General features: G+C 70.7%; 19 protein-coding genes. 9 read left to right on the top strand and 10 right to left on the bottom strand.

Features of this window, described 5'->3' with window-relative positions:
• The first annotated feature begins 182 nt into the window (after positions 1-182).
• Positions 183-1,367 (top strand): histidine kinase, encoded by a 1,185-nt coding sequence (locus AB0395_RS11895; RefSeq protein ID WP_366279607.1) that lies wholly within the window; start codon positions 183-185, stop codon positions 1,365-1,367.
• Between the two features lie 84 nt (positions 1,368-1,451).
• On the opposite strand, the gene AB0395_RS11890 is transcribed toward AB0395_RS11895, so the two are convergent.
• Positions 1,452-2,285 (bottom strand): SDR family oxidoreductase, encoded by an 834-nt coding sequence (locus AB0395_RS11890; RefSeq protein ID WP_366279604.1) that lies wholly within the window; start codon positions 2,283-2,285, stop codon positions 1,452-1,454.
• A 615-nt stretch (positions 2,286-2,900) separates the two neighbouring features.
• Here AB0395_RS11890 and AB0395_RS11885 point away from each other — a divergent pair.
• Entirely contained in the window at positions 2,901-3,122 is a 222-nt protein-coding gene (locus AB0395_RS11885; protein ID WP_366279602.1) for a hypothetical protein, read from the top strand.
• A gap of 113 nt (positions 3,123-3,235) precedes the next feature.
• Here AB0395_RS11885 and AB0395_RS11880 read toward each other — a convergent pair whose 3' ends face one another.
• Entirely contained in the window at positions 3,236-4,141 is a 906-nt protein-coding gene (locus tag AB0395_RS11880; protein ID WP_366279600.1) for an aminoglycoside phosphotransferase family protein, read from the bottom strand.
• A complete protein-coding gene (locus AB0395_RS11875; RefSeq protein WP_366279598.1) occupies positions 4,141-5,574 on the bottom strand; it encodes an XRE family transcriptional regulator in 1,434 nt (477 codons plus the stop codon). The genes AB0395_RS11880 and AB0395_RS11875 overlap by 1 nt, the downstream gene beginning before the upstream one ends.
• 226 nt (positions 5,575-5,800) lie before the next feature.
• Between AB0395_RS11875 and AB0395_RS11870 the strand changes: the two genes are divergently transcribed.
• The 4 genes from AB0395_RS11870 to AB0395_RS11855 all read left to right on the top strand — a co-directional run bounded on the left by AB0395_RS11870 (position 5,801) and on the right by AB0395_RS11855 (position 7,916).
• Positions 5,801-6,085 (top strand): hypothetical protein, encoded by a 285-nt coding sequence (locus AB0395_RS11870; protein ID WP_366279595.1) that lies wholly within the window; start codon positions 5,801-5,803, stop codon positions 6,083-6,085.
• Positions 6,086-6,353: 268 nt separating this feature from the next.
• Positions 6,354-7,085 carry a glycosyltransferase family 2 protein gene (locus AB0395_RS11865; RefSeq protein ID WP_366279592.1) on the top strand — a complete coding sequence of 244 codons (732 nt, stop codon included), beginning with the start codon at positions 6,354-6,356 and terminating at the stop codon, positions 7,083-7,085.
• 157 nt (positions 7,086-7,242) lie between these two features.
• Positions 7,243-7,497 carry a type II toxin-antitoxin system Phd/YefM family antitoxin gene (locus AB0395_RS11860; RefSeq protein WP_366279589.1) on the top strand — a complete coding sequence of 85 codons (255 nt, stop codon included), beginning with the start codon at positions 7,243-7,245 and terminating at the stop codon, positions 7,495-7,497.
• The gene (locus tag AB0395_RS11855; protein ID WP_366279586.1) at positions 7,494-7,916 is read left to right on the top strand and encodes a type II toxin-antitoxin system VapC family toxin; all 423 of its coding nucleotides are present in this window, start codon (positions 7,494-7,496) and stop codon (positions 7,914-7,916) included. Before AB0395_RS11860 ends, AB0395_RS11855 begins: the two co-directional genes overlap by 4 nt.
• Here AB0395_RS11855 and AB0395_RS11850 read toward each other — a convergent pair whose 3' ends face one another.
• Positions 7,917-8,645, bottom strand: a complete 729-nt coding sequence (locus tag AB0395_RS11850; protein ID WP_366279583.1) for a DUF427 domain-containing protein — start codon at positions 8,643-8,645, stop codon at positions 7,917-7,919. It abuts the gene before it with no gap.
• Positions 8,646-8,699: 54 nt separating this feature from the next.
• Positions 8,700-9,875 (bottom strand): MFS transporter, encoded by a 1,176-nt coding sequence (locus AB0395_RS11845; RefSeq protein ID WP_366279582.1) that lies wholly within the window; start codon positions 9,873-9,875, stop codon positions 8,700-8,702.
• 45 nt (positions 9,876-9,920) lie between these two features.
• On the opposite strand from AB0395_RS11845, the gene AB0395_RS11840 reads away from it, so the two are divergent.
• Entirely contained in the window at positions 9,921-11,087 is a 1,167-nt protein-coding gene (locus AB0395_RS11840; protein WP_366279579.1) for an ROK family transcriptional regulator, read from the top strand.
• 10 nt (positions 11,088-11,097) lie between these two features.
• Here the strand turns inward: AB0395_RS11840 and AB0395_RS11835 are convergent, their stop codons facing one another.
• The 3 genes from AB0395_RS11835 to AB0395_RS11825 all read right to left on the bottom strand — a co-directional run bounded on the left by AB0395_RS11835 (position 11,098) and on the right by AB0395_RS11825 (position 14,465).
• Positions 11,098-12,567 (bottom strand): DJ-1/PfpI family protein, encoded by a 1,470-nt coding sequence (locus AB0395_RS11835; protein WP_366279577.1) that lies wholly within the window; start codon positions 12,565-12,567, stop codon positions 11,098-11,100.
• A gap of 348 nt (positions 12,568-12,915) precedes the next feature.
• Entirely contained in the window at positions 12,916-13,890 is a 975-nt protein-coding gene (locus AB0395_RS11830) for a GlxA family transcriptional regulator (RefSeq protein WP_366279575.1), read from the bottom strand.
• Between the two features lie 209 nt (positions 13,891-14,099).
• Positions 14,100-14,465 (bottom strand): STAS domain-containing protein, encoded by a 366-nt coding sequence (locus AB0395_RS11825; RefSeq protein WP_366279572.1) that lies wholly within the window; start codon positions 14,463-14,465, stop codon positions 14,100-14,102.
• Between the two features lie 349 nt (positions 14,466-14,814).
• Here AB0395_RS11825 and AB0395_RS11820 point away from each other — a divergent pair, with 349 nt between their 5' ends.
• Positions 14,815-16,056, top strand: a complete 1,242-nt coding sequence (locus AB0395_RS11820; RefSeq protein ID WP_366279570.1) for a hypothetical protein — start codon at positions 14,815-14,817, stop codon at positions 16,054-16,056.
• 390 nt (positions 16,057-16,446) lie between these two features.
• Here the strand turns inward: AB0395_RS11820 and AB0395_RS11815 are convergent, their stop codons facing one another.
• Positions 16,447-16,824 carry an amino acid permease gene (locus AB0395_RS11815; protein ID WP_366279567.1) on the bottom strand — a complete coding sequence of 126 codons (378 nt, stop codon included), beginning with the start codon at positions 16,822-16,824 and terminating at the stop codon, positions 16,447-16,449.
• A 152-nt stretch (positions 16,825-16,976) separates the two neighbouring features.
• On the opposite strand from AB0395_RS11815, the gene AB0395_RS11810 reads away from it, so the two are divergent.
• Positions 16,977-17,366 carry a hypothetical protein gene (locus AB0395_RS11810; RefSeq protein WP_366279565.1) on the top strand — a complete coding sequence of 130 codons (390 nt, stop codon included), beginning with the start codon at positions 16,977-16,979 and terminating at the stop codon, positions 17,364-17,366.
• Between the two features lie 265 nt (positions 17,367-17,631).
• Here AB0395_RS11810 and AB0395_RS11805 read toward each other — a convergent pair whose 3' ends face one another.
• On the bottom strand, positions 17,632-18,822 hold the full coding sequence (locus tag AB0395_RS11805) for a glycosyltransferase family 4 protein (protein ID WP_366279563.1): 1,191 nt from the start codon (positions 18,820-18,822) through the stop codon (positions 17,632-17,634).
• Positions 18,823-18,841: the final 19 nt, after the last annotated feature.

Here is an 18,841-nt window from a genome sequence, read left to right as displayed (position 1 = left end):
CGCCGGGTACCCGTCCCCCGCCGGGACGGGTACCCGACCACTCCTGGCCCCTTATCCCCTCAAGGCGCCGTTTCTGGCCCCGTACCCCTTCAAAGCGCCCTCCCGTTCAAAGCGCCCTCCCGGGCCTCTTATCCCTCTCAAGGCGGATTTCACCGACCGGTTGTCCGCTTTACCCTCGTCTCATGGACCGCTGCCGCCCCCCGAACGCGATCGACTGGCTGCTCGCGGCGGTCACCGCGGCACTCTCCGTGGTCGAGGAGCTCGACATGCCCACCCGCGTGCCGGGCCATTCCCACCCCGGCTGGTGGATCACGGCCGCGATCGCCGCCTCAGTGCTGGTCCTGCTGCGCAGGCGCGCGCCGTTCGCCGTGATATGCCTGTACTCCCCGGCGATCGCCGCGGCGCTCGTGTGGTCCGGTGAGCCCGTGACCGCCTGGCAGTTCTTCGTCCAGCTCCTACTGCTGTTCACCCTGCTCGGCAAGGTGCCAACGCGCGACCGGCGGACCGTCGCCGGGGTGATCATGACGGCGGTGTTCGTCGGCGCCATGCTGGCCACGTCCCCTCAGCCCCCTGGGGCGGGAGACGTGGCGATCGCGCTCGGGATGACCTTCATGGCGGCCGGGGCGGGCGTCGCCGTACGGCGCCACCGGGAGATCGCGGTCCAGGCCCGGGAGCGCGGGGAACTGCTGGCCCGCGAGGCCGTGGCCGAGGAGCGCACCCGGATCGCCCGCGAACTCAACGATGTCGTCGCGCACAGCGTCAGCGTCATGGTGATGCAGGCGGGCGCAGCGCGGCTGATGCTCAGGCCCGAGCAGCTCACCGAGCGCGAGGCGCTGCACGTGGTCGAGGAAACGGGTCGCGACGCGGTCGAGGAGCTGCGCCGCATCCTCGGGCTGCTCCGCACCGGCGCGGAGGCCGACGGGCTGGCGCCGCAGCCGTGCCTCGCCAGGCTGGACGACCTGGTCGAGCAGATGCGGGGCGCCGGGCTCGACGTACGGCTGAGCGTCGAGGGCGACCGGGTCCCGCTTCCGCCCGGCCTGGACCTGTCGGCGTACCGCATCGTCCAGGAGGCGCTCGCCAACACCCTGCGGCACGCGGGCCGGACCTCGGCCGGGGTGACGGTCTCCTACCGGCTCGGAGCGCTCGAACTGGAGATCCTCGACGAGGGGCCGCGCGACGGCCGTACCGGGAACGCGGGCGAGCAGGAGCGGGGGCAACGGCACGGGCACGGGCTGATCGGCATGCGCGAGCGGGTCGCGCTCTTCGACGGCAGGCTGTTCACGGGCCCGCTGCACGACGGCGGGTACGGCGTGCGGGTCACGTTCCCGCTGGCCTCGCGGGCCGTACCGGACAGGGTCGCGGGCTGAGCCGCCCGCCGCGCGGCGACCGTGAAGAGGCGAGAAACCCGACGGTCCTGGCCCTTCACGGCGGCGGCACGGCGAGCGACGGGCTTAGGAGGCGAACAGGTCGGCCAGCGACGTCGCGGGATGTCCCGTCAGGCGCGGTACGGCGTCGCTGACACCGTCCAGCTCGCCCTTTGCGATGGCCGTGTAGGTCGAAACCCACGCGTCGACCTCCCAGTCAGGGGCGCCGTAGTGGGCCCTTGACCGGTAGGCCTCCTCGATCGTCTCCTGGTGGTAGGTGACAGCGCGCCCCGTGACCGCGGTGATGGTCGCGGCGATCTCGCCGAGGGTGAGCGCCTCGGGACCGGTCAGGTCGTACTTCGCACCCGCGTGCTCGCCGGGCGAGCCCAGCACGGCGACGGCGGCGTCGGCGATGTCGTCGAGGGCGACCACCGAGGCCCGCCCCTGATCGGCGGGGCCGCGCAGGACTCCGTCCTCTCCGGCCATCAGGGGCAGGAGATCGGCGTACATGTTGTCCCGCAGGAACGTGAAGGGCACCCCCTGCGCCCGGATGTGCTCCTCGGTCGCCCAGTGGTCGCGGGCGAGGGTGAACGTGGCGTCGGGGGCGGCTCCGTAGAAGGAGACGTACACCAGGTGCCCGACGCCCGCGGCGACCGCGGCGTCCACGAAGGTGCGGTGCTGGGCGACACGGTCGGGAGCCTCAGAGGCGGAGACCATGAGCACGGTCCCGGCCCCCTCAAGAGCCCGGCGCACCGCCTCCGCATCCGCGAAGTCGGCCCGCGCGACCTCCGCCCCGGCCAGTTGTGGCGCGCGGGCGGGGTCACGGACGACAAGTCTCTGATCGGTCCCGGCGGCGGCGAGCCTGGCGGCGACGCGCCCGCCGAGCCTGCCGGTGGCTCCTGTGACAGCGATGGTGGTCATGGTGGAAAGCTACCGGGATGATTCCCCGCGTTCGCCGGGGAGGGCGACCGGCGACGTCGCGGCCCGCGCGGAGATGTCACACCGTGCGGGAGGGGACCGTTCTCCCGCACACGGACGTGTCCATCCCCATGCCCGGGAAAACCAAATAATCCAACATTGCCCCCCCACAATCCCCAAAGCATTAAGGCATACGGCCGAAGCCCGAGACGGACGTCCGAATATCCTCCACACCCGACTTTACGGACGAGATGTCGGCCGGAGTTCGGGATGCCGAATGCGGGCACGGGATGGCTCATCGGAGAGGCGCGCCGTTCCCGGCCGCCGGGAAGCGGGCGCCGCCGGGCCACTGGTTTCCGAGGGCCGGCCTCACCGTACCCACGAGCATGGCGAACGCCGCCTTTACGCGGACGGCGCCGCGACGCCCAACAAGACATGAAAGGCGCCGATCAACACGAAATGGACGCATATTTTATTTCATTTCCGACACTTTACTCGAACATTGATACAGACTGTTCCCTGTTTACTCGGAAAACCAGCAGGGGAGTAATGAACTCGTGTCCGGCACGCCATCCGTGACACTTTCCAAACATCTCTTTCACCCTTGACGGAGTGACGATGAAATCCTCGAAGAGCCTCGCCTTCGCCCTGCTCGCCGTGGCCTTCGGGACCGGGCCAACGCTACTTCTGTCCACCCCCGCGTCCGCCGCCTCCTCGCTGGAGTCACACGCGGGGAAAGTGGCCGGACCTCGCCCCGGCAGGGTCGAGCACGGCATCTCCTGGACGACCCACCTGACGATGGCCGACATGCGCGGGCGCAAGGCGGGCGGCACGCGCTGACCACGGGCGAGCGGCCGGCTCAGGTGCGCCTGGAGCACGGCCGGAGTGTTACGAATGTGAAAGGTACGGTGAAGCAGCCTTCGGCATGGTTCCGTCCCCCCGCATGATGATCTTTAAGGGGAGACAGTAGCCGGTTCCGACATGTACCACCGGACGTGCTGCTCCCCTTTCGTCAGGGAGTCGAGCCTGCGGGGAAGCTCGCTACGGGAGAAGGGGTCGGCCCCGGCGTTGCGGATGTGGATGCCGATCGCGTACATGTCCCGGATCTCCATGAGCGTGGAGTATCCCGGCCACGAGCGCAGGTCGCTGCCGTAGGCGTCGGCGAAGGCGTCCACGTCCGCCGTGGTCAGGCCGAAGCGGCGCTGACCGTGGTAGGTGTGGACCAGGTCCCACTCGCGGGGACCGACCGCGACACCGTCCCAGTCGCAGAGCACCACGTGGCCGTCGGTGCAGCGCAGCAGGTTGTCGATCCAGGCGTCTCCGTGCAACAGCACCGGGGAGCCGTTCATGTCGAGTCCCGACCAGCGCTCGGACAGCTCGGCGATGCGATCGAGCAGCCAGGCCCGCTGGCAGGGGGTGAGCACCGCGGAGCCGTCGACCGTTCCCCGCAGCTCGGCCAGCGGGTCGGCGAACGGCTTCAGCGCCACCGGAGGCACCGGCAGCAGGTGCAGGCTGCGGAGGATCTCGCCAAGCTCGGTGGTCGTGGGACGGCCGCTGGCCGGGACGTAGTGCCAGAAGGTCACGACCCTGCCCTCGTGGACCACCGGCTGGTCGGAGATCTCGTCGGCGGGGCGCACCGCGGGAAACCCCTGCTGGGCCAGCCAGCGGGCGACCGCGAGGACCAGCGGAAGCCTGGTCAGCGCGTTCGGCGCGGTGGCGATCCTGACCACGATCCTGCTGCGCAGCTTGAAGACGGCGTTGCTGCGCACACGCAGGAGCTCGGCGTCCCGGTGGTCGATCCCCAGATCCTCACAGACCTCACGCAGAACCGTGAACGCCGCTTCCGCGAGCGGGCCCATCAGCTGACCGGTGTGGCGTCGGCGAGCAGGTCGGTGAGACGACGCACCGCCGTGACCCTGTGCCGTCTCTCCGGCACCTCCGACAGCACCGCCCTGGCACGGCTGAGCACGATGGAGGTACGGTGCTCCGGCGGCACCTGGAGCAGTGCCTTCTCCGCCAGGTGGCAGGCATCGTCGATCTTGCCGTTACGGACCAGGTGCGCGGCCTGGTCGAGCAGGATGAGCACCGGGTCGATGGCGTAGGTCCCCGAGGGGCCGGGGGTCCAGTCGACCTCCTCCCCCAGCTCGATCAGGGTGCCGATCCGGTAGAACTGCAGGCGCCGCTCGGAGAAGCGGAAGGCCAGGTGGTCGTGGCCCTCCGGGGGCATCCTGGCGAAGATCCGCTCGGCCTCGGCCAGCGCGATCCTGGCGGCCTTGTGCTCACCGAGCCTGGCCAGTGCCCGCGCCTCGGCCGCCGCGCCCAGTGCCGCGGGGGAGCTGGGGGCGCTTCCGGCGAGCATCCTGGCCTCTCTGGCAAGCCGTACGGTCTCGGCGAGGTCGCCGTAGTAGTAGGGGAGCATCGCCTGCTGAGCCCTGACCAGGGCGCGCAGCCGCAGATCGCCCATGTCGTCGGAGGCGGTGCGCGCGGTGCCGTACCAGGCGTGGGCCTGGCGGGTGTCGCCGAGTTTCATCAGCGCGTCCGCCGACAGCAGCGCGAGCATCACGGTGGCGCTGAGCAGGCGGCGCTGGGCTATCGCGGGCTGTCTGGCGGCGGCGAGCGTCCGCACGTCGCACAGTTCGAGCATCAGCCGGTAAAGCATCGGCAACGGGGCGCTGGTGATGTACTCGCGGCGGTAGCGGAGCACCTGCTCGTCGAGCCAGTCGAGCTGCTCCTCCGACACGGTGGTGAAGGCGAGGGTGCGGTCGACCTCCTGGCGGGTCCGCTCGACCTCGGCGAGCAGCCGCCCGTTCATCACAAACCGGGAGCCGAGCAGCGCGTGGTGGAACAGCGCGCGCCGCTCCATGTCGTCGGCGATCCGGTCCTCGGCGCGGTACGGCGCGCGGCCCTCACCACCGGAGAGCACGACGACCCTGGTCCCGCCGTCGTCGTCGCAGTAGTCTCCGGCCAGGCCGAGCCGTACCGCGTTCGCCCGGTAGAGTCGGGCCAGCAGGTCGATGGTCTGCGGGCGCGGGCGCGCGCGCCTGTTCTCCCAGGCGTTGAGGAGGTCGATGCTGGCTCGGGCCTCCCCCAGGTCCTGGCGCTCGCACATCTCCTCGAGCTCCTGGATGACCTGCCTGGCCGACCATCCCCTGGCCAGCCGGTGCGCCTTGAGGAGGCTGACACCGCAGCAGCCGTGGATGGCCTGCGCGGTCTGCCACGGCGTCCACTGCTCTGAGTGGGCCTGATCACGCCAGCGGCGCGCGCATGCGGGAGCGTGTTCACCTCGGGCCACGGCGCCTCCCCGTCGCTGTTTACACAAGATTAACGAGAGCGAAGCACAGCGTAAGCATGCTCGTGCATTGCATTCCCTTTATTCGCGGTTTACGCACGGAACAGCGACAACTTTCTGGTGTATTCCACTGGTCCTGCGCCGATCCAGCGAGGGGCCGATTGCCTCACATCCCGCCAAACCGCACTCTGCACATTAAAGCCAACACCGTCCGCCAGGAGTGATCCACATGACGGCAGAGCGTGGCGAGGCCGTCGACCATCTGCGGCGACTCGCCTCCCAACTGGAGGCGCACTCCTTCCAGGTGCGCCTGAAGGCGTCCCCGGGACCGTATCCCCACCTCCACGTGATCAACCCGATGGTTCCGACCATGACCGAGGATGTCCTCGCCGCCCACGAGGAGGACGGCGAATGGTGGTTCTGGCTCTCATGGGCCGGCCGCATAGGACAGGCCGAAGATGTCGCCACGGCGGCGGAACGTGTGGCTAGTGTGCTTCATGTGATACGCAGATAGGTGATTCTTGGGCTTCACGTGGGTAACACCCGGTGATCAAGCCCAGAAAGGAGCGGGATCGTGAAAAGGATCCACGTCATCCAACGTCCGCGTCCCCCACGTGAGCCGGTGCCGCTCGACCTCCGCACCCCGTCAGGCAAGGCGCTCCCCTTCTAGCGGCCTTCCAGCGGCTCGGGACCTTCGCCATAACGGCAGGTCACGGCCGCGGAGGGCGTCATTTCAAGAGAGCTTCAAGTGGGCTGCAGGGATGCCGGGCGATCCTGTGACCATGAACAGCGCTCCCTTCGCCGCCAGTGTCAGCGTGGTTGTTCCCGCCATGAACGAGGCCGCCAACCTACCCCACGTCTTCGCGACCCTGCCCGGTTGGATCGACGAGGTCATCCTGGTCGACGGCAACTCGACGGACGACACGGTGGCCGTCGCCAGGGCGCTCCGTCCGGGGTTGCGTGTCGTCACGCAGACCCGCAGGGGCAAGGGCAACGCCCTCACCGAGGGGTTCGCCGCCGCCACGGGCGACATCATCGTCATGATCGACGCCGACGGGTCGACCGACGGCCGGGAGATCGCCGCCTTCGTGACCACGCTGGTCGAGGGCGCCGACTTCGCCAAGGGCTCCCGCTACGCCCCCGGAGGCGGTTCGGACGACATCAGCCCGACCCGTTCGCTCGGCAACCGGATGCTCACGCTGATCACCAACCGCCTCTACGGCACCCGCTACACCGACCTCTGCTACGGCTACAACGCCTTCTGGGCCCGCCACCTCGACGCCCTCGCCCTCGACTGCGACGGCTTCGAGATCGAGACGCTGATGAACGTGCGCGCCGCGCAGGCCGGGCTCGTGATCCGGGAGGTTCCCAGCCACGAGCGCAGCCGCATCCACGGCACCAGCAACCTGCACGCCGTACGGGACGGCCTGCGGGTGCTCAGGACCATCCTGCGCGAGCGCACCCGCCGTACGGACCTGCCCGTCCCCGCCCGCCAGGAGACCGCCGCCGCCTGAGCGGCGAAACGCGGCGGTCTCGGGGATGCGACACATCGTGCTCGGGGCGGCCGTGTCCGGCTGGCCTCGGGCTGGGAGAACGCAGGCTTCGACCGCCCTCCGCAAGGCGTCGCCCCAAGCTATCCTGGGTCTGGACAGACTAGACAGGAGGGCGCCCATGAGTGGATGGCAGGTCCAGGAGGCGAAACAACGTTTTAGCGAGGTCGTACGGCGCGCGGTGAGCGAGGGCCCCCAGGTGGTCACCCGGCACGGAGAGGAGGTGGCCGTCGTCATCGACATCGCTGAATACCGCCGTCTCAAAGGCGACGCCCCCGACTTCAGGCAGTTCCTCCTCGCCGATCCCGACTGGGATGACGACATCGAGTTCCCACGAAACCGGGACCTTCCCCGAAAGATCGAATTCGACCGATGAGCACCGGCTACCTCCTCGACACGAACGTGATCTCCGAGGCACGCAAGCGGAACGGGAACCTCCAGGTCAAGGACTGGATCGCCGCAGCTCACGGTCCCACTCTCCATCTCAGCAGCCTGACGGTCGGCGAGATCCGCTGCGGAGTCGAGCTCCGCAGACGCAAGGACCCCGCACAGGCGGCCGCTCTGGAACGATGGCTCCACGGCCTCCACCGGCAGTTCGGTGATCGCATCGTTCCCGTCACCTCAGAAGTCGCCGAGGAGTGGGGACGGCTGAACGCCATTCGCTCGCTGCCGACGGCAGACGGCCTGATCGCCGCGACGGCCAGGGTGAACGGCTGGACCCTGGTCAGCCGGAACGTCAGGGACTTCGACGGCACGGGGGTGTCCGTCGTCAACCCGTTCGACGTGCTGGTCTGATCAGGAGAACTTCGACTTCGGGCGCTCCTGCGGGACGCCGTCCACGTAGATGTCGACCTTCTCGTTGTAGAACGAGATCAGCCCGGCGATGCGCTGGCTCTCCTCGAGCGGGGTCCGGTAGGACCAGGCCAGGTCCGCGTGGCCGTTCACGCTCCAGTACTCCGCCTGTCCCTTGTACGGGCAGCGGGTCGCGGTCTCGGTCGGGACGAGCAGGTCGAGGCGGACGTCGGTCTTCGGCAGGTAGTAGCGCGGCGGCAGTCCCGTCTCGAACAGGATCCTGGGACGGTGGGAGTCGGCGACGGTCACTCCGTCGACCTCGACGCGCACGTGCCGCGAGGAGGGCAGGACGTCCACCCGGGTGTAGGGATCGCGGGCGTGGACGTAGACCTCCTCGTCCTCCTCGAACCAGGCGTCGGCCGCCGCCCACTCGAACCGCACGTGGTCGCGCAGCTCCTCGATCGGCGAGTCGGGATAGGCGAGAGCGGCGTCGGCCACTCCCGCGACGTCGTACAGCACCGAGTCGCCCCGGCTCGGCGAGTGCGTGCTCCTGCCGTTGGGCTTCAGCTCGACGGCGACGTCCTCGCGAGGGAAGTAGTAGGTCGGGTAGTAGGGCACCTCCCAGACCAGCAGTGCCCCGGTGGTGTCGGCGGCCACCCTGCCCCCGAGGAAAACCCGCACCCTCTTCGCGGTCCGCTCGACGCGGACCCGCCCATGCGTGATCGGTTCCATAACCGCGCCAACCCCGCCCGCCACGGGACTATTCCTGGCGGGCCCGGTCCGCCATCAGGCGTCTGCCTCGGCCGGGGACGGCACCTCCCCGCGCGCCGCGGGGCGCAGAACGCCCGCGGTGAGGACCGTCATCAGGACGATGGCCGAGAGCACGGCGAAAGTGACGGGCAGGGACGTCAGGTGGGCCACCCAGCCGGTCACCGCCGGGGCCATCAGTCCCGACAGGTAGGTGATCGTCGCGACTCCTGCAACGCCCTGGCTCGGCACCGGGGTCGCCTTTCCCCCGGCGGCGAAGGTCAGCGGCACGATCACGGCCACCCCAAGGCCGAACAGGGCGAATCCCACGATCGCCGGCACCGGGACACGAGCCGTGGCGATCACCACCCCGCCGAGTGTGGCGAGCAGGCCGCCTGCGCGGACGGTCGCGACCGGCCCGAGCCTGCGGACGATCAGGTCCCCCGCCAGCCGGGTGACGGCCATGGCGAGGGTGAAGGTCGTGTAGGTCGCGGCGGCGAGACCGGGCCCGGCGCCGGTGACGTCCTTGGCGTACACCGCGGCCCAGTTCATGCTCGCGCCCTCGGCGAAGGTGGCGCAGAATCCGACGATGCCAATGGCGAGGATCGCCCGCGAGGGTACGGCGAAGCGGGGCGGCGCCTGCTGTCCGGGTTCGGCGCGGGTGTCGAGCAGGCCACGGCTCGTCACGAGGCCGGTGAGCAGGAGCACGAGCGCCACCACCGCGTGATGGAGGCGCGCGTCGACCCCGGCCTGTGCCGCGATCACCCCGACTGCCGCGCCGACCAGGCTGCCCACGCTCCACATGCCGTGAAGCCCGGACATGACGGAGCGTTCCAGACGTCGCTCGACGATCACTCCCTGGGCGTTCATGGTGACGTCGCACATGCCCGCGGCGGCGCCGTACCCGAGGAGGATCAGGCACAGCCAGACGAAGCCGGGAGCCTGGGAGGGAAGCGCGAGCACCACGCACCACAGGGCGAGCAGGACCCTCGTGGCCGCGCGGCCACCGTAGCGGTGAACGAGGCGGCCGGACATCGGCATGGCGACGAAGGCCCCGAGCGCGGGGCAGAACAGGGCGATCCCCAGTGCGGCGGGATCGAGATGCAGATGGTCTTGCAGCCATGGGACGCGGGTCGCCATGCTTCCCGCGACCGCGCCGTGGACGGCGAACACCGCCGCGACCGCGACACGGGCACGTTGATTGTCATTGCGCATGGTGTGAGAAACTAACAGGCAGCCTTCCTGATTAAAAGGGGATAAATGAGGACCGCGACTCCGCAGATGGCCCGGGCGATCAACGACCGCCTCGCCCTGGACCTGCTGCTCGAACACGGGACGCTGACCGCGCCGCAGCTCAGGGCACTCACGGGCCTGTCCCGCCCGACCGTGTCCGACCTCATCGAACGCCTGCAGACGAACGGGCTCATCGAGGTCGTCGGCAAGAGCGGCGACGAGCGGCGGGGGCCGAACGCCCGGCTCTACGGCATCGTGGCGGAGCGCGCACATGTGGCCGGGGTCGACGTACGGCGCGACACGGTCACCGTGACCGTCGCCGACATCACCGGCAGGCCGGTCGGCTCGGTGAGGCGCGAGATCGGGACGGGCGGCGCCTCAGGATCCGGGAACGCCTCAGGGCCGGGGAGCGCGTCGAGAGGGGCGGACGCCCCGGCGGCGGGGGGCCTGACCGCCTACGGGCAGCCCGCGAGACCGGGCGCTCCCCTGGCCGGGACCATCGCGGAGACCATCGCGGCGGCGGCCGGTCCCCGGAGTCTGCACGCGGTCGTCCTGGGCGCCCCCGGGATGGTGAACCCGCACAACGGCGAACTCGCGACGGACAACGGCGTGCCCGGCTGGCAGCCGCACCTGCTCCAGACGCTGTGCCACCGGATCGACGCGCCGGTCACCCTGGAGAACGACGTCAACCTCGCCGCCGTCGCCGAGCACCGTGCCGGTTCCGCGCAGGGACGCAAGGACTTCGTGCTGCTCTGGCTCGACGACGCCGTCGGCGCCGCGGTCACCCTCGGCGGAAGGCTGCGCAGGGGCGCGTCGGGAGGCGCGGGCGAGATCACTCCGCTCGGCCTGCCCGAGGGGTCCTTCTGCGACCTGCTGGACGCGGAGGCCATCAGAGGGCTCGACCAGGACATCCTGGCCGCCAGGATCGCGCGGATGGCCTTCACCACGGTCGCGGTCCTGGACCCCGGGCTCGTGGTCCTCGGCGGGGAGACGGGCCGTTCCGGCGGAGAGGCCCTGGCCGCGCGGGTCACCGAGCACCTCGACGCCCTCTCCCCCGTCCCCACCCAGGTGCGCGCGGGCACGGTCAAGGGCAACGCGATCCTGCACGGCGCCCTGTTCACGGCCCTGTCCGTCGCCCACCGGGACATCTTCGGCGACGCCCCGCACGGTGACGTCCCCACGGTGACGGCCTAACAGTGACGGCCTAACGAGGCATCAGCCGGACGGCCGTGTAGGAGAGGAGTCCCGCACCGAGGGCGGTCAGGAGGAACAGCAGGGTAGGCCGCCATGACCAGGCGGGGCCGGTCAGGGTGAGGTGCTCGATGGGGTACTCGTTGTACTTGGCGGTGGCGCGGGCCGTGGCGAGGTCGGTGTGGGCGGCGAGGTCGCGCAGCACGGGATCGAAGCCGGACTCGCCCGCGGCGCGCCCGGCGTGCGGCAGTTCAACGGCCACCCCGCGCCCGGCCGCCCATCGGACGAGCGCGGGATCGACCTCGCGGGCCGTGCCGACCCCGGGGGCGACCAGCCGGGTCACGGCCGGTGCCGTGCCGTCGGCCGGTTCGGCCACGAGGGTCATGCCGTGCCGGGTGGTGACCACGGTGGTGCCCGCGAGCGCGACCGCGCGTGCCGCGAACGAGCCACCCGCGTAGATCTCGAACGCCGCGGCGACGTCGATCTCGCTCACGCCCTGGTTCAGCCCGACGCCGACCACCGGCTCGAACCAGGGGAAGGCGGCGTTGAGCGCGTAGGGCAGGTCCTCCAGTGCGGGTTCGCCCGCGGGGATGGCGGTCGAGGCGTCGGGCGACCAGCCGGGGTAGCCGACCTCCCCGCCGACGCGCCGGGCCTCCGCTATCCCCGCCAGCCGTTCGACCAGCCGCAGCGCGCCGACCGTGCCGGAGGTCACGCCCGCGGTCGTGGTGACCGGACCGTCCTCGACGTAACGTCTGCCCCGCACCCAGCGCGTGTCCGGGTAGTCCTGCTGGAGGGGCCCGATGACTCCCCAGTGCGAGGTCGCGGAGCGTCCCCTGAGCAGACCGCTGGCCGCGACCAGCCGGGACCCCGCGCAGACGCCCAGGATCCTGGCTCCTCTGGCGGCCTGACGGCCGATCCAGGAGCGCAGCGGCGCCTCCGCCTCCCCTTCGGGATCGACGACGGCCGGGACCACGACCACGTCGGGCGCCGTCTCTCCGGCGGCGGTCTCGGCCAGTGTGCGCTCGGGCAGCACGCGCAGGCCGCCGGACAGCGGGACCGGCTCCCTGCGCGCGGACACCGTGTAGACGAAGAACCGGCTGGAACGGGCGAAGACCTCGTACGGCCCGAGCACATCGGTGGTGACGGATCCGCTCGCGCCGACCACGACCGCGACCTTGATCTGTCCCGGCGGCGCACTTCGCACGGAGACGCGCCTCACACCGGTCCGCACCGGCGCGGTCGCGCTCGGCGTCTCCCGGACGGACGGCTGTTCCTGTTCCCGCGACGCCTCCTGAGCGATCGGCCGCTCCCGGGGAACCTCACGGGCGGGCGGCCATCCCCCCGCGGGTACGGCCCGCACGGGGCCCGGGTAGCTGTCCCGCATCGAGACGGCCACCCCGGCCACGCAGGTTCCCGCCATGACGGCGGCCCAGAGCGTGACGGCGAGGGCGATCCGGAGAAGGCGTCTGATTCTGGGCGGCATGCGGCGACTCCTGAACTGTGACGGTGAAACGGTGAAGGGGAAACCGGCCTGCGAACCGCGCCGGGGAACCGCTCGGCGAGCGGCGAACGTCGAACGGGCCGACCGGCCATGGGCGGGGAAGGCGAGGAGTGAAGCGCGCGGAGGAACCAGCCAGCGGGATGTGCGGGGAAGCAGTGGGATGTGAAGGGGTAACCGGTGGGGTGTGAAGGGGTAACCGGTGGGGTGTGAAAGGGCGACCGGTGGGGTGTGAAGGGGTAACCGGTGGGGTGTGAAAGGGCGACCGGTGGGGTGTGAAGGACCGGTGGGGTGTGAAGGAGAGAACGCCGACGAGGGGCGCGGGGAGACCGGTCAGCCGTTGTCGTGCCGGAACACCGAGGGCGGCATGCCGTACCTGGCCTTGAACAGGCGGCGGAAGTGCCGCCCCTCGCGGAAACCGCACCGGGCGGCCACCGCGTCGATCGGCAGGCCGGTCTCCCGCAACAGGGACACCGCGTGCTCAAGGCGCAGCCGCTGCTGGTACTCCAGCGGCGTGATCCCGACGGCGGCGGTGAAGGCCCGGCTGAGCCCTCTGGGTGACAGGTTCGCCACCTCGGCCAGCTCGGCCAGGGTGTGCGCGGCGTCGATGTTCCCCACGAGGTGGTCCTGCACCCGGTGGACGGCCGAGTCCAGGTGCGACCTGTGCTTCAGGAACTGGCTGATCTGCTCGCCCTCCCCGTCCCTGCGCAGGTAGACCACCAGTTCGCGGGCGACGGCCGCGGTCAGCACGGGACCGTGGTCCCGCTCGACCAGCGACAGCGCCAGGTCGATGCCCGCGGAAATGCCCGCGCTGGTGCTGATCGGCCCGTCGTGGACGTAGAGCACCGCGTCCTGCACCCTGGCCGCCGGATATCTGCCGCGCATCGCCTCGGTCAGCGCCCAGTGCGTGGTGCAGCGACGGCCGTCCAGCAGGCCCGCCTCCCCGAGTGCTACCGCGCCGGTGCAGACCGACGCGAGGCGCGCCCCCGCGCGAAGTGCCTCGCGTAACCAGCCGACCACGGTGTCCGACACGTACGGCGGCCCCGGTCGCCGAACCCCCAGCCGCGGGCCGGGCACCAGCACCAGATCCCCTGCCGCGACCTCCGGCAGGGGGCCGAGCCCCGCAAGACTCACCCCGTGGGCGGTGGCCACCTGCTCGTCGTCGGCGACGTGCTCGACCCGGTATCCGGCCCCGAGGTGCGTCGCGGCCTCGAACACGTGCACCGGTCCCGCCAGGTCGAGCAGGTTCACATCGGGCAGGACCAGCACCACGACCCTGCCGGTGCTCCCGGCCTTCTCATCAGCCACGACGCTCACGCTACAGCCCGCCGATCCGCTCCAGCAGGGCCGTACACGCACGGCACCGGACGGATCAGGTCATCCCCGTAGGGGTGGGGACCACATCCGGAAACCCCTTCTCCCGGCTGTCTCACCGGAACGGCCGGGCATGACCGGGGACGTTCACCGGGCCGCGCACCACTCACCGCAGTGGTGTCCGCGTGCGGGCGGCCGGGGTGTCAGGCGGCTTCGAGGGCCTCGGCGACGGAGGGGAACACCTCGAACACCTGGGTCAGGCCCGCGAGGTTGAGCCTGCGCGCCAGGTTTCCCTGGACCCCGGTGAGGATGAGCCGGACGCCCGCGAGCTGGCCCTGGTGGCGTGCCTGGAGCAGCTCGCCGATGCCGGAGGAGTCGCAGAAGGTGAGGGCCGACAGGTCGAGGATGAGGGTCGGCGACTGCAGGAGCTCCCAGGCTTTCCCGATCTCCGCCCGTAGCACCGGCGTGTGGTAGTGATCCAGTTCCCCACTCGCCCGTACCACGAGTGTCGTGCCGTGCAGTCCGGAGGTGGCGGTGAAACTCGACTCCGGCTCATTTCCCACGAACATGATCAACCTTCTATACCAAACCTCTCCCAGCCGTGTAACTGTCTCATACGGGACAGGTCATTCTGTTGACCCGGGAACCCGAACGGGTCGGTTGGGTACCGCCGCCCCCCATGTGACGTACCCCGTTCCTGGGGTCGGACAGCGGAAACGCGCCGATCGCCTTCCCGGCCCTGTCAGATATGTGACGCTCTCCCCGTTCCAGACGACACGGCCGTCGCCCTGACGGCCGGGACACCTGCGCCGATCAAAGACCCGGTGTCCAGTGGCCCTCGTCCTCTCAGGTGCCCAGGCGCGGCGGGACTATTCCGGATGAACGCCGTCTGGCGGGTCGTCTGGTAGGGATGTTGATATGGGAAGTCTGCGGCCTGCCGCGCTCGTGCTCGTCGGGATGTCTCTGGTGGCCGCGTGCGGCGGCGGCCGTACGGCGACGCCCTCGCCCGAGGGCTCCCCCGTGTCCCCGAGCTCGGCGCCGGGCCGTACGGCGCGGGAGAGCCCGTCGCCGAGCGGTGCGCCCACCGGGGAGGTCACCGCCTCGGCCGCGTGGAAGACCGCCGAGCCCGCCGCTCTGTCGGGAAGCTCCGCGCTGCTCGACGTGACGACGGCCGGTCCCCGTGAAGCCTGGGCCGTCGGGTACCAGCTGAGCGCGGAGGACCGGGAGGGCGCGCCCGCCGTCGTCAGGTGGGACGGCACCGGGTGGCACGCGGTGCCCGGGCTGACCGACCGCGATGTCTACCACCTCACGGGCGTCAGCGCGAGCGGTCCCGGCGACGTCTGGGTCGCGGGCAATGGCGCGAGCGCGTTCGCCGCGCGCTGGGACGGGCGGCGCTGGACGGCCCTGCGGCCCTTCGGTGTCGCCGAGGACTACCGGCTGACGGACGTCGCCGCGGCCGACGGAACCGACACAACCGGCAAAGAGGCGTGGTTCACCGGAAACGGCCCGGCGGGCGGTGTGTTGCTGGAGTGGGTCGGCGGGGAGTTCGGCAACGTGCTGAACGAGGACGGCGGCACCTTCGAGGCGATCACCGCGAGGGAGGGGAATGTCTGGGCGGTCGGATCGGACAAGGAACACACTCCGCTGGTCTGGCACGGCGACTCCGGCAACTGGGAGAAGATGGAGACCCCCGCGGTCCGCGGCGGCACGCTGCGACAGGTCTGGCAGGTCTCGCCGTCCGACGTGTGGGCGGTCGGCGAAGTCGCGGCGGAGTCCGGAGGAACGGGCCAGGGAGCGGCGGAGAGGCGGCGGGCACAGCCGCTGGTCCTGCACTGGGACGGCACCCGGTGGACCAGGGTCGAGGTCCCGGTCGCCCGCGGAACCCTGCACGGCGTCACCGCCTCCGGCCCCGGCGACCTCTGGATCAGCGGGATCGACGCCGACCACCCGGGCCAGGTGCTCTTCCTCCACTTCGACGGCACGAGGTGGTCGCGTGAGTACGGCCCGCTGTTCCGGACTCACAGGCAGGACCAGCAGTACGAGGAGAGCGACGACGTCAACCGTGTGGGCATCACCTGGGTGCCCAGCGCCACCACGCTGTGGGCGGTCGGCTCGGTCGGTGTCGGAGACGACGAGGACGACTTCGTGCTCAGACGCTGAGCGCGACGGCCCGACCGCACGGCGACCGTCCCCTCCCTCCGGTGCTCGCGTGTCATCGGGCGCCACGCGGACCGCTCGGCGGCTCGATGATTCTGTTCGTTTTCAAGTTTTACCCGAGGCGTTCCGCTCCTCCCCCGCGTCCGCCCTCTCCGCGCGCATCCCCTGTCCCATCGGCGTTCGCGACCCGTTGACGATCCGGAGAAGAACTCCGTTTCCGCTGGATGGCCCGCCAGAAACACTGCGGCCGCCATAGAACGCCCCAAAATGTCAGTGAAATGTCGTAGTCTCTCCCAAACTCCAATAAAGGGGGAGTGTGACATGAAACGTGTCCAAATTACCCATAAGCCTCGTCCGCCTCGTCAGCCCGTCTCGCTCGACCTGCGCACGCCCTCAGGACGGGCGCTTCCGTTCTGACAGGAACAGCCTGTTGACGAACCAGAGCACCACCCCGACGGCGAGCAGGACGCCCGCGCGGACGTAGACGTCGGCGCCGCGACCCGTGACGGGCAGCGCCAGGACGAGACAGACCACCGCGCCGAGTGCGGGCATCCAGCCGGGCGCCCGGTAGTGGTCGTGGTCGACGGGGTCCTTGCGCGGGACGAGGACGGCCACGTTGACGAGCGCGAAGACCAGCAGCAGCAGAAGCACCGTCGTGTCGGCCAGAGCGCCGACGTCGCCGGTCGCGACCAGCACCGCCGCGATCGCGGTGGTGAACAGGATGGCCACCCACGGGGTCGCCCTGGTCGAGTGGACCGAGGCGAAGACCATCGATCATCACCTCAGCCATGCCGCGCTCCTACCCACAGCGGGACGGGAATCACGCTGCGTCACTCAAGCCCCACCTGTAAGCATCATGAAAGTGAGCCGCAAGTAAGATCCTCTAGAGTTCTGCCTGTCACGAAATGCAATGAAAGGCAGAAATGTTCTCCGTCCTCTCCTCCCGTCGTATCGCCGCCACCGTCGCGGGAGCCGCCCTTCTCTCCCTCACCGCCGCCTGTGGCGGATCCGGCAACGCCGCGCTCTGCACCGAGGCCCAGAAGCTCTTCACGGACTACGCCTCGACCGCGTCCGCCTCGGCCGGCGACCTGAACAAGTTCAACGAGGCGAACCAGAAGTTCTCCGCGGACCTGAAGGCTCTGGCGGGCAAGGCCGACGGCGACCTCGCCTCCGCCCTCAACGACTTCTCCACCACGTGGGGCAAGCTCAAGATCGACCCGAAGGACCCGGCCGGCGCCGCCACGGTCGCCCAGGACATGGCCAAGAGCAGCCAGGAGGCCACCGCCAAGCTCGGCAAGGCCTGCTCAAGCTGACGGGACCCGTGCCCCCTTCGGGGAGAGGGGGGCACATCCGGCACGGCCGTCGCTCCGCCTGCGGGGGGCAGTGCGGCGCGGCGGCCGTGCCGATCGACCTCGAAAGCCTCTGCCGTCCGCCCGGCAGGGGCTTTCAGCGTTCCCATACCGGCGACCGACGCGCCGGGCCCCTGAATCACGCCCCGAATCGCGCGCCGATTCCCAGCTTCGCGTGCCGTCTCCCACGCCCCGCGAGCCCCGGCCTTTACTCTCTGTCAGCCCGCTGTCAGCCCCTGACCTCTCTGGCCTCCTCGTAACATTGCTCGAAACCCGCGAGCACCACGGGCCACGAGCTCCGCACCGGCTCGGTCTCCCGGTTGTGCGCCGCGATCGACTCGCGCAGCTCACGGTCGCGGACCAGCCTGGCGACTGACGCCACCAGGCCCTCGAAGCTCTCGCCGAGCAGACCCTCCTTGCCGGGACGGACGAAGTCAGCCACCCCGCTCTGCACGCGCGCGACCACCGGCACCCCGGCCGATCTGGCCTCGAGCGCCGCCAGCCCGAAGGACTCCCTGGGCGCGGGGGCGACGAACACGTCGGCGGAGGCGAGCAACTCGCGGATCCGGTCGCGGCTGTAGCGGCCCGGCAGCGAGACCCAGCCGGTCATCCCGTTGGCCCGCAGGTAGCGTTCCATCTGGGAGCGCGCGGGGCCGTCTCCGACGATGGTCGCCCGTATCCGTGTCTCTCTCGGCACCTGGGCGCGGGCTTCCTTGAGGAGCCTGAGCAGCCTGACCGGCTGCTTGCGGGGGGCGAGCCGCCCGACCGCCACGACGTGCACCGGCTCGCCGGGCTCGGGCCGTACCGGGTCGAGGGCCGGGTCGGAGTCCAGATCGGCGGCGGGCCCGGAGACCGAGCGGGAGGCCGGATCGGAGGCGGCGCCCGTGGCCCGGGCGGGGGAGCGCCATCCCGAGACGTCCAGGCCGTTGGAGACCACGTGCACCGGCACCCCCCGGCCCGCGACCGCGCGGATCGGCACGGCCGCGGCCTCGCTCACCGCGGTGCCGACCAGCCCCCAGCGGTGCCACTCGAACAGCAGCCGCAGCCCCCGGTAGACCCCTCGGGTGACCGGGTCCCACATGCTGTGCACCGTCACCACGACGGGCAGGCCCGCCCGTACGGCCGCGCGAACGCCCATCCAGGCGAACGGTGAGACCGCACCCGTGTGGACGTGCACCACGTCGGGCCGCCTGGCCTTCACCAGGCGCAGCAGATGGCCGACGCCGAACGGGTGAACGGGCAGGTCGAAGGGGAGCTTCGCGACGATCCGGTGCACGCCCCGCAGGGGCTCCCCCGGTGTCGCGGTCGCGACCTCGACCTCGTGGCCCGCCTCCCGCTGCATCCGGACCAGGTCGGCCACCTGCACCTCGATCCCGCCGAGGCGCGGCAGGTAACAGTCACTGACGTGGAGGATCCTCACCGTGCCAGCGTAGCCCCGC

Source organism: Streptosporangium sp. NPDC051023 (genome assembly GCF_040689595.1).
In the GTDB taxonomy this organism is placed as follows: Bacteria; Actinomycetota; Actinomycetes; order Streptosporangiales; family Streptosporangiaceae; genus Streptosporangium.
This window is presented reverse-complemented; position numbering and strand designations above follow the sequence as displayed.

What these genes read in the sequence shown, in the direction of transcription:
- AB0395_RS11895 (WP_366279607.1), top strand. Translation starts at nt 183, where the DNA reads ATGGACCGCTGCCGCCCCCCGAACGCGATCGACTGGCTGCTCGCGGCG.
- AB0395_RS11890 (WP_366279604.1), bottom strand. Translation starts at nt 2,285, where the DNA reads ATGACCACCATCGCTGTCACAGGAGCCACCGGCAGGCTCGGCGGGCGC.
- AB0395_RS11885 (WP_366279602.1), top strand. Translation starts at nt 2,901, where the DNA reads ATGAAATCCTCGAAGAGCCTCGCCTTCGCCCTGCTCGCCGTGGCCTTC.
- AB0395_RS11880 (WP_366279600.1), bottom strand. Translation starts at nt 4,141, where the DNA reads ATGGGCCCGCTCGCGGAAGCGGCGTTCACGGTTCTGCGTGAGGTCTGT.
- AB0395_RS11870 (WP_366279595.1), top strand. Translation starts at nt 5,801, where the DNA reads ATGACGGCAGAGCGTGGCGAGGCCGTCGACCATCTGCGGCGACTCGCC.
- AB0395_RS11865 (WP_366279592.1), top strand. Translation starts at nt 6,354, where the DNA reads ATGAACAGCGCTCCCTTCGCCGCCAGTGTCAGCGTGGTTGTTCCCGCC.
- AB0395_RS11860 (WP_366279589.1), top strand. Translation starts at nt 7,243, where the DNA reads ATGAGTGGATGGCAGGTCCAGGAGGCGAAACAACGTTTTAGCGAGGTC.
- AB0395_RS11855 (WP_366279586.1), top strand. Translation starts at nt 7,494, where the DNA reads ATGAGCACCGGCTACCTCCTCGACACGAACGTGATCTCCGAGGCACGC.
- AB0395_RS11850 (WP_366279583.1), bottom strand. Translation starts at nt 8,645, where the DNA reads ATGGAACCGATCACGCATGGGCGGGTCCGCGTCGAGCGGACCGCGAAG.
- AB0395_RS11845 (WP_366279582.1), bottom strand. Translation starts at nt 9,875, where the DNA reads ATGCGCAATGACAATCAACGTGCCCGTGTCGCGGTCGCGGCGGTGTTC.
- AB0395_RS11840 (WP_366279579.1), top strand. Translation starts at nt 9,921, where the DNA reads ATGAGGACCGCGACTCCGCAGATGGCCCGGGCGATCAACGACCGCCTC.
- AB0395_RS11835 (WP_366279577.1), bottom strand. Translation starts at nt 12,567, where the DNA reads ATGCCGCCCAGAATCAGACGCCTTCTCCGGATCGCCCTCGCCGTCACG.
- AB0395_RS11825 (WP_366279572.1), bottom strand. Translation starts at nt 14,465, where the DNA reads ATGTTCGTGGGAAATGAGCCGGAGTCGAGTTTCACCGCCACCTCCGGA.
- AB0395_RS11820 (WP_366279570.1), top strand. Translation starts at nt 14,815, where the DNA reads ATGGGAAGTCTGCGGCCTGCCGCGCTCGTGCTCGTCGGGATGTCTCTG.
- AB0395_RS11815 (WP_366279567.1), bottom strand. Translation starts at nt 16,824, where the DNA reads ATGGTCTTCGCCTCGGTCCACTCGACCAGGGCGACCCCGTGGGTGGCC.
- AB0395_RS11810 (WP_366279565.1), top strand. Translation starts at nt 16,977, where the DNA reads ATGTTCTCCGTCCTCTCCTCCCGTCGTATCGCCGCCACCGTCGCGGGA.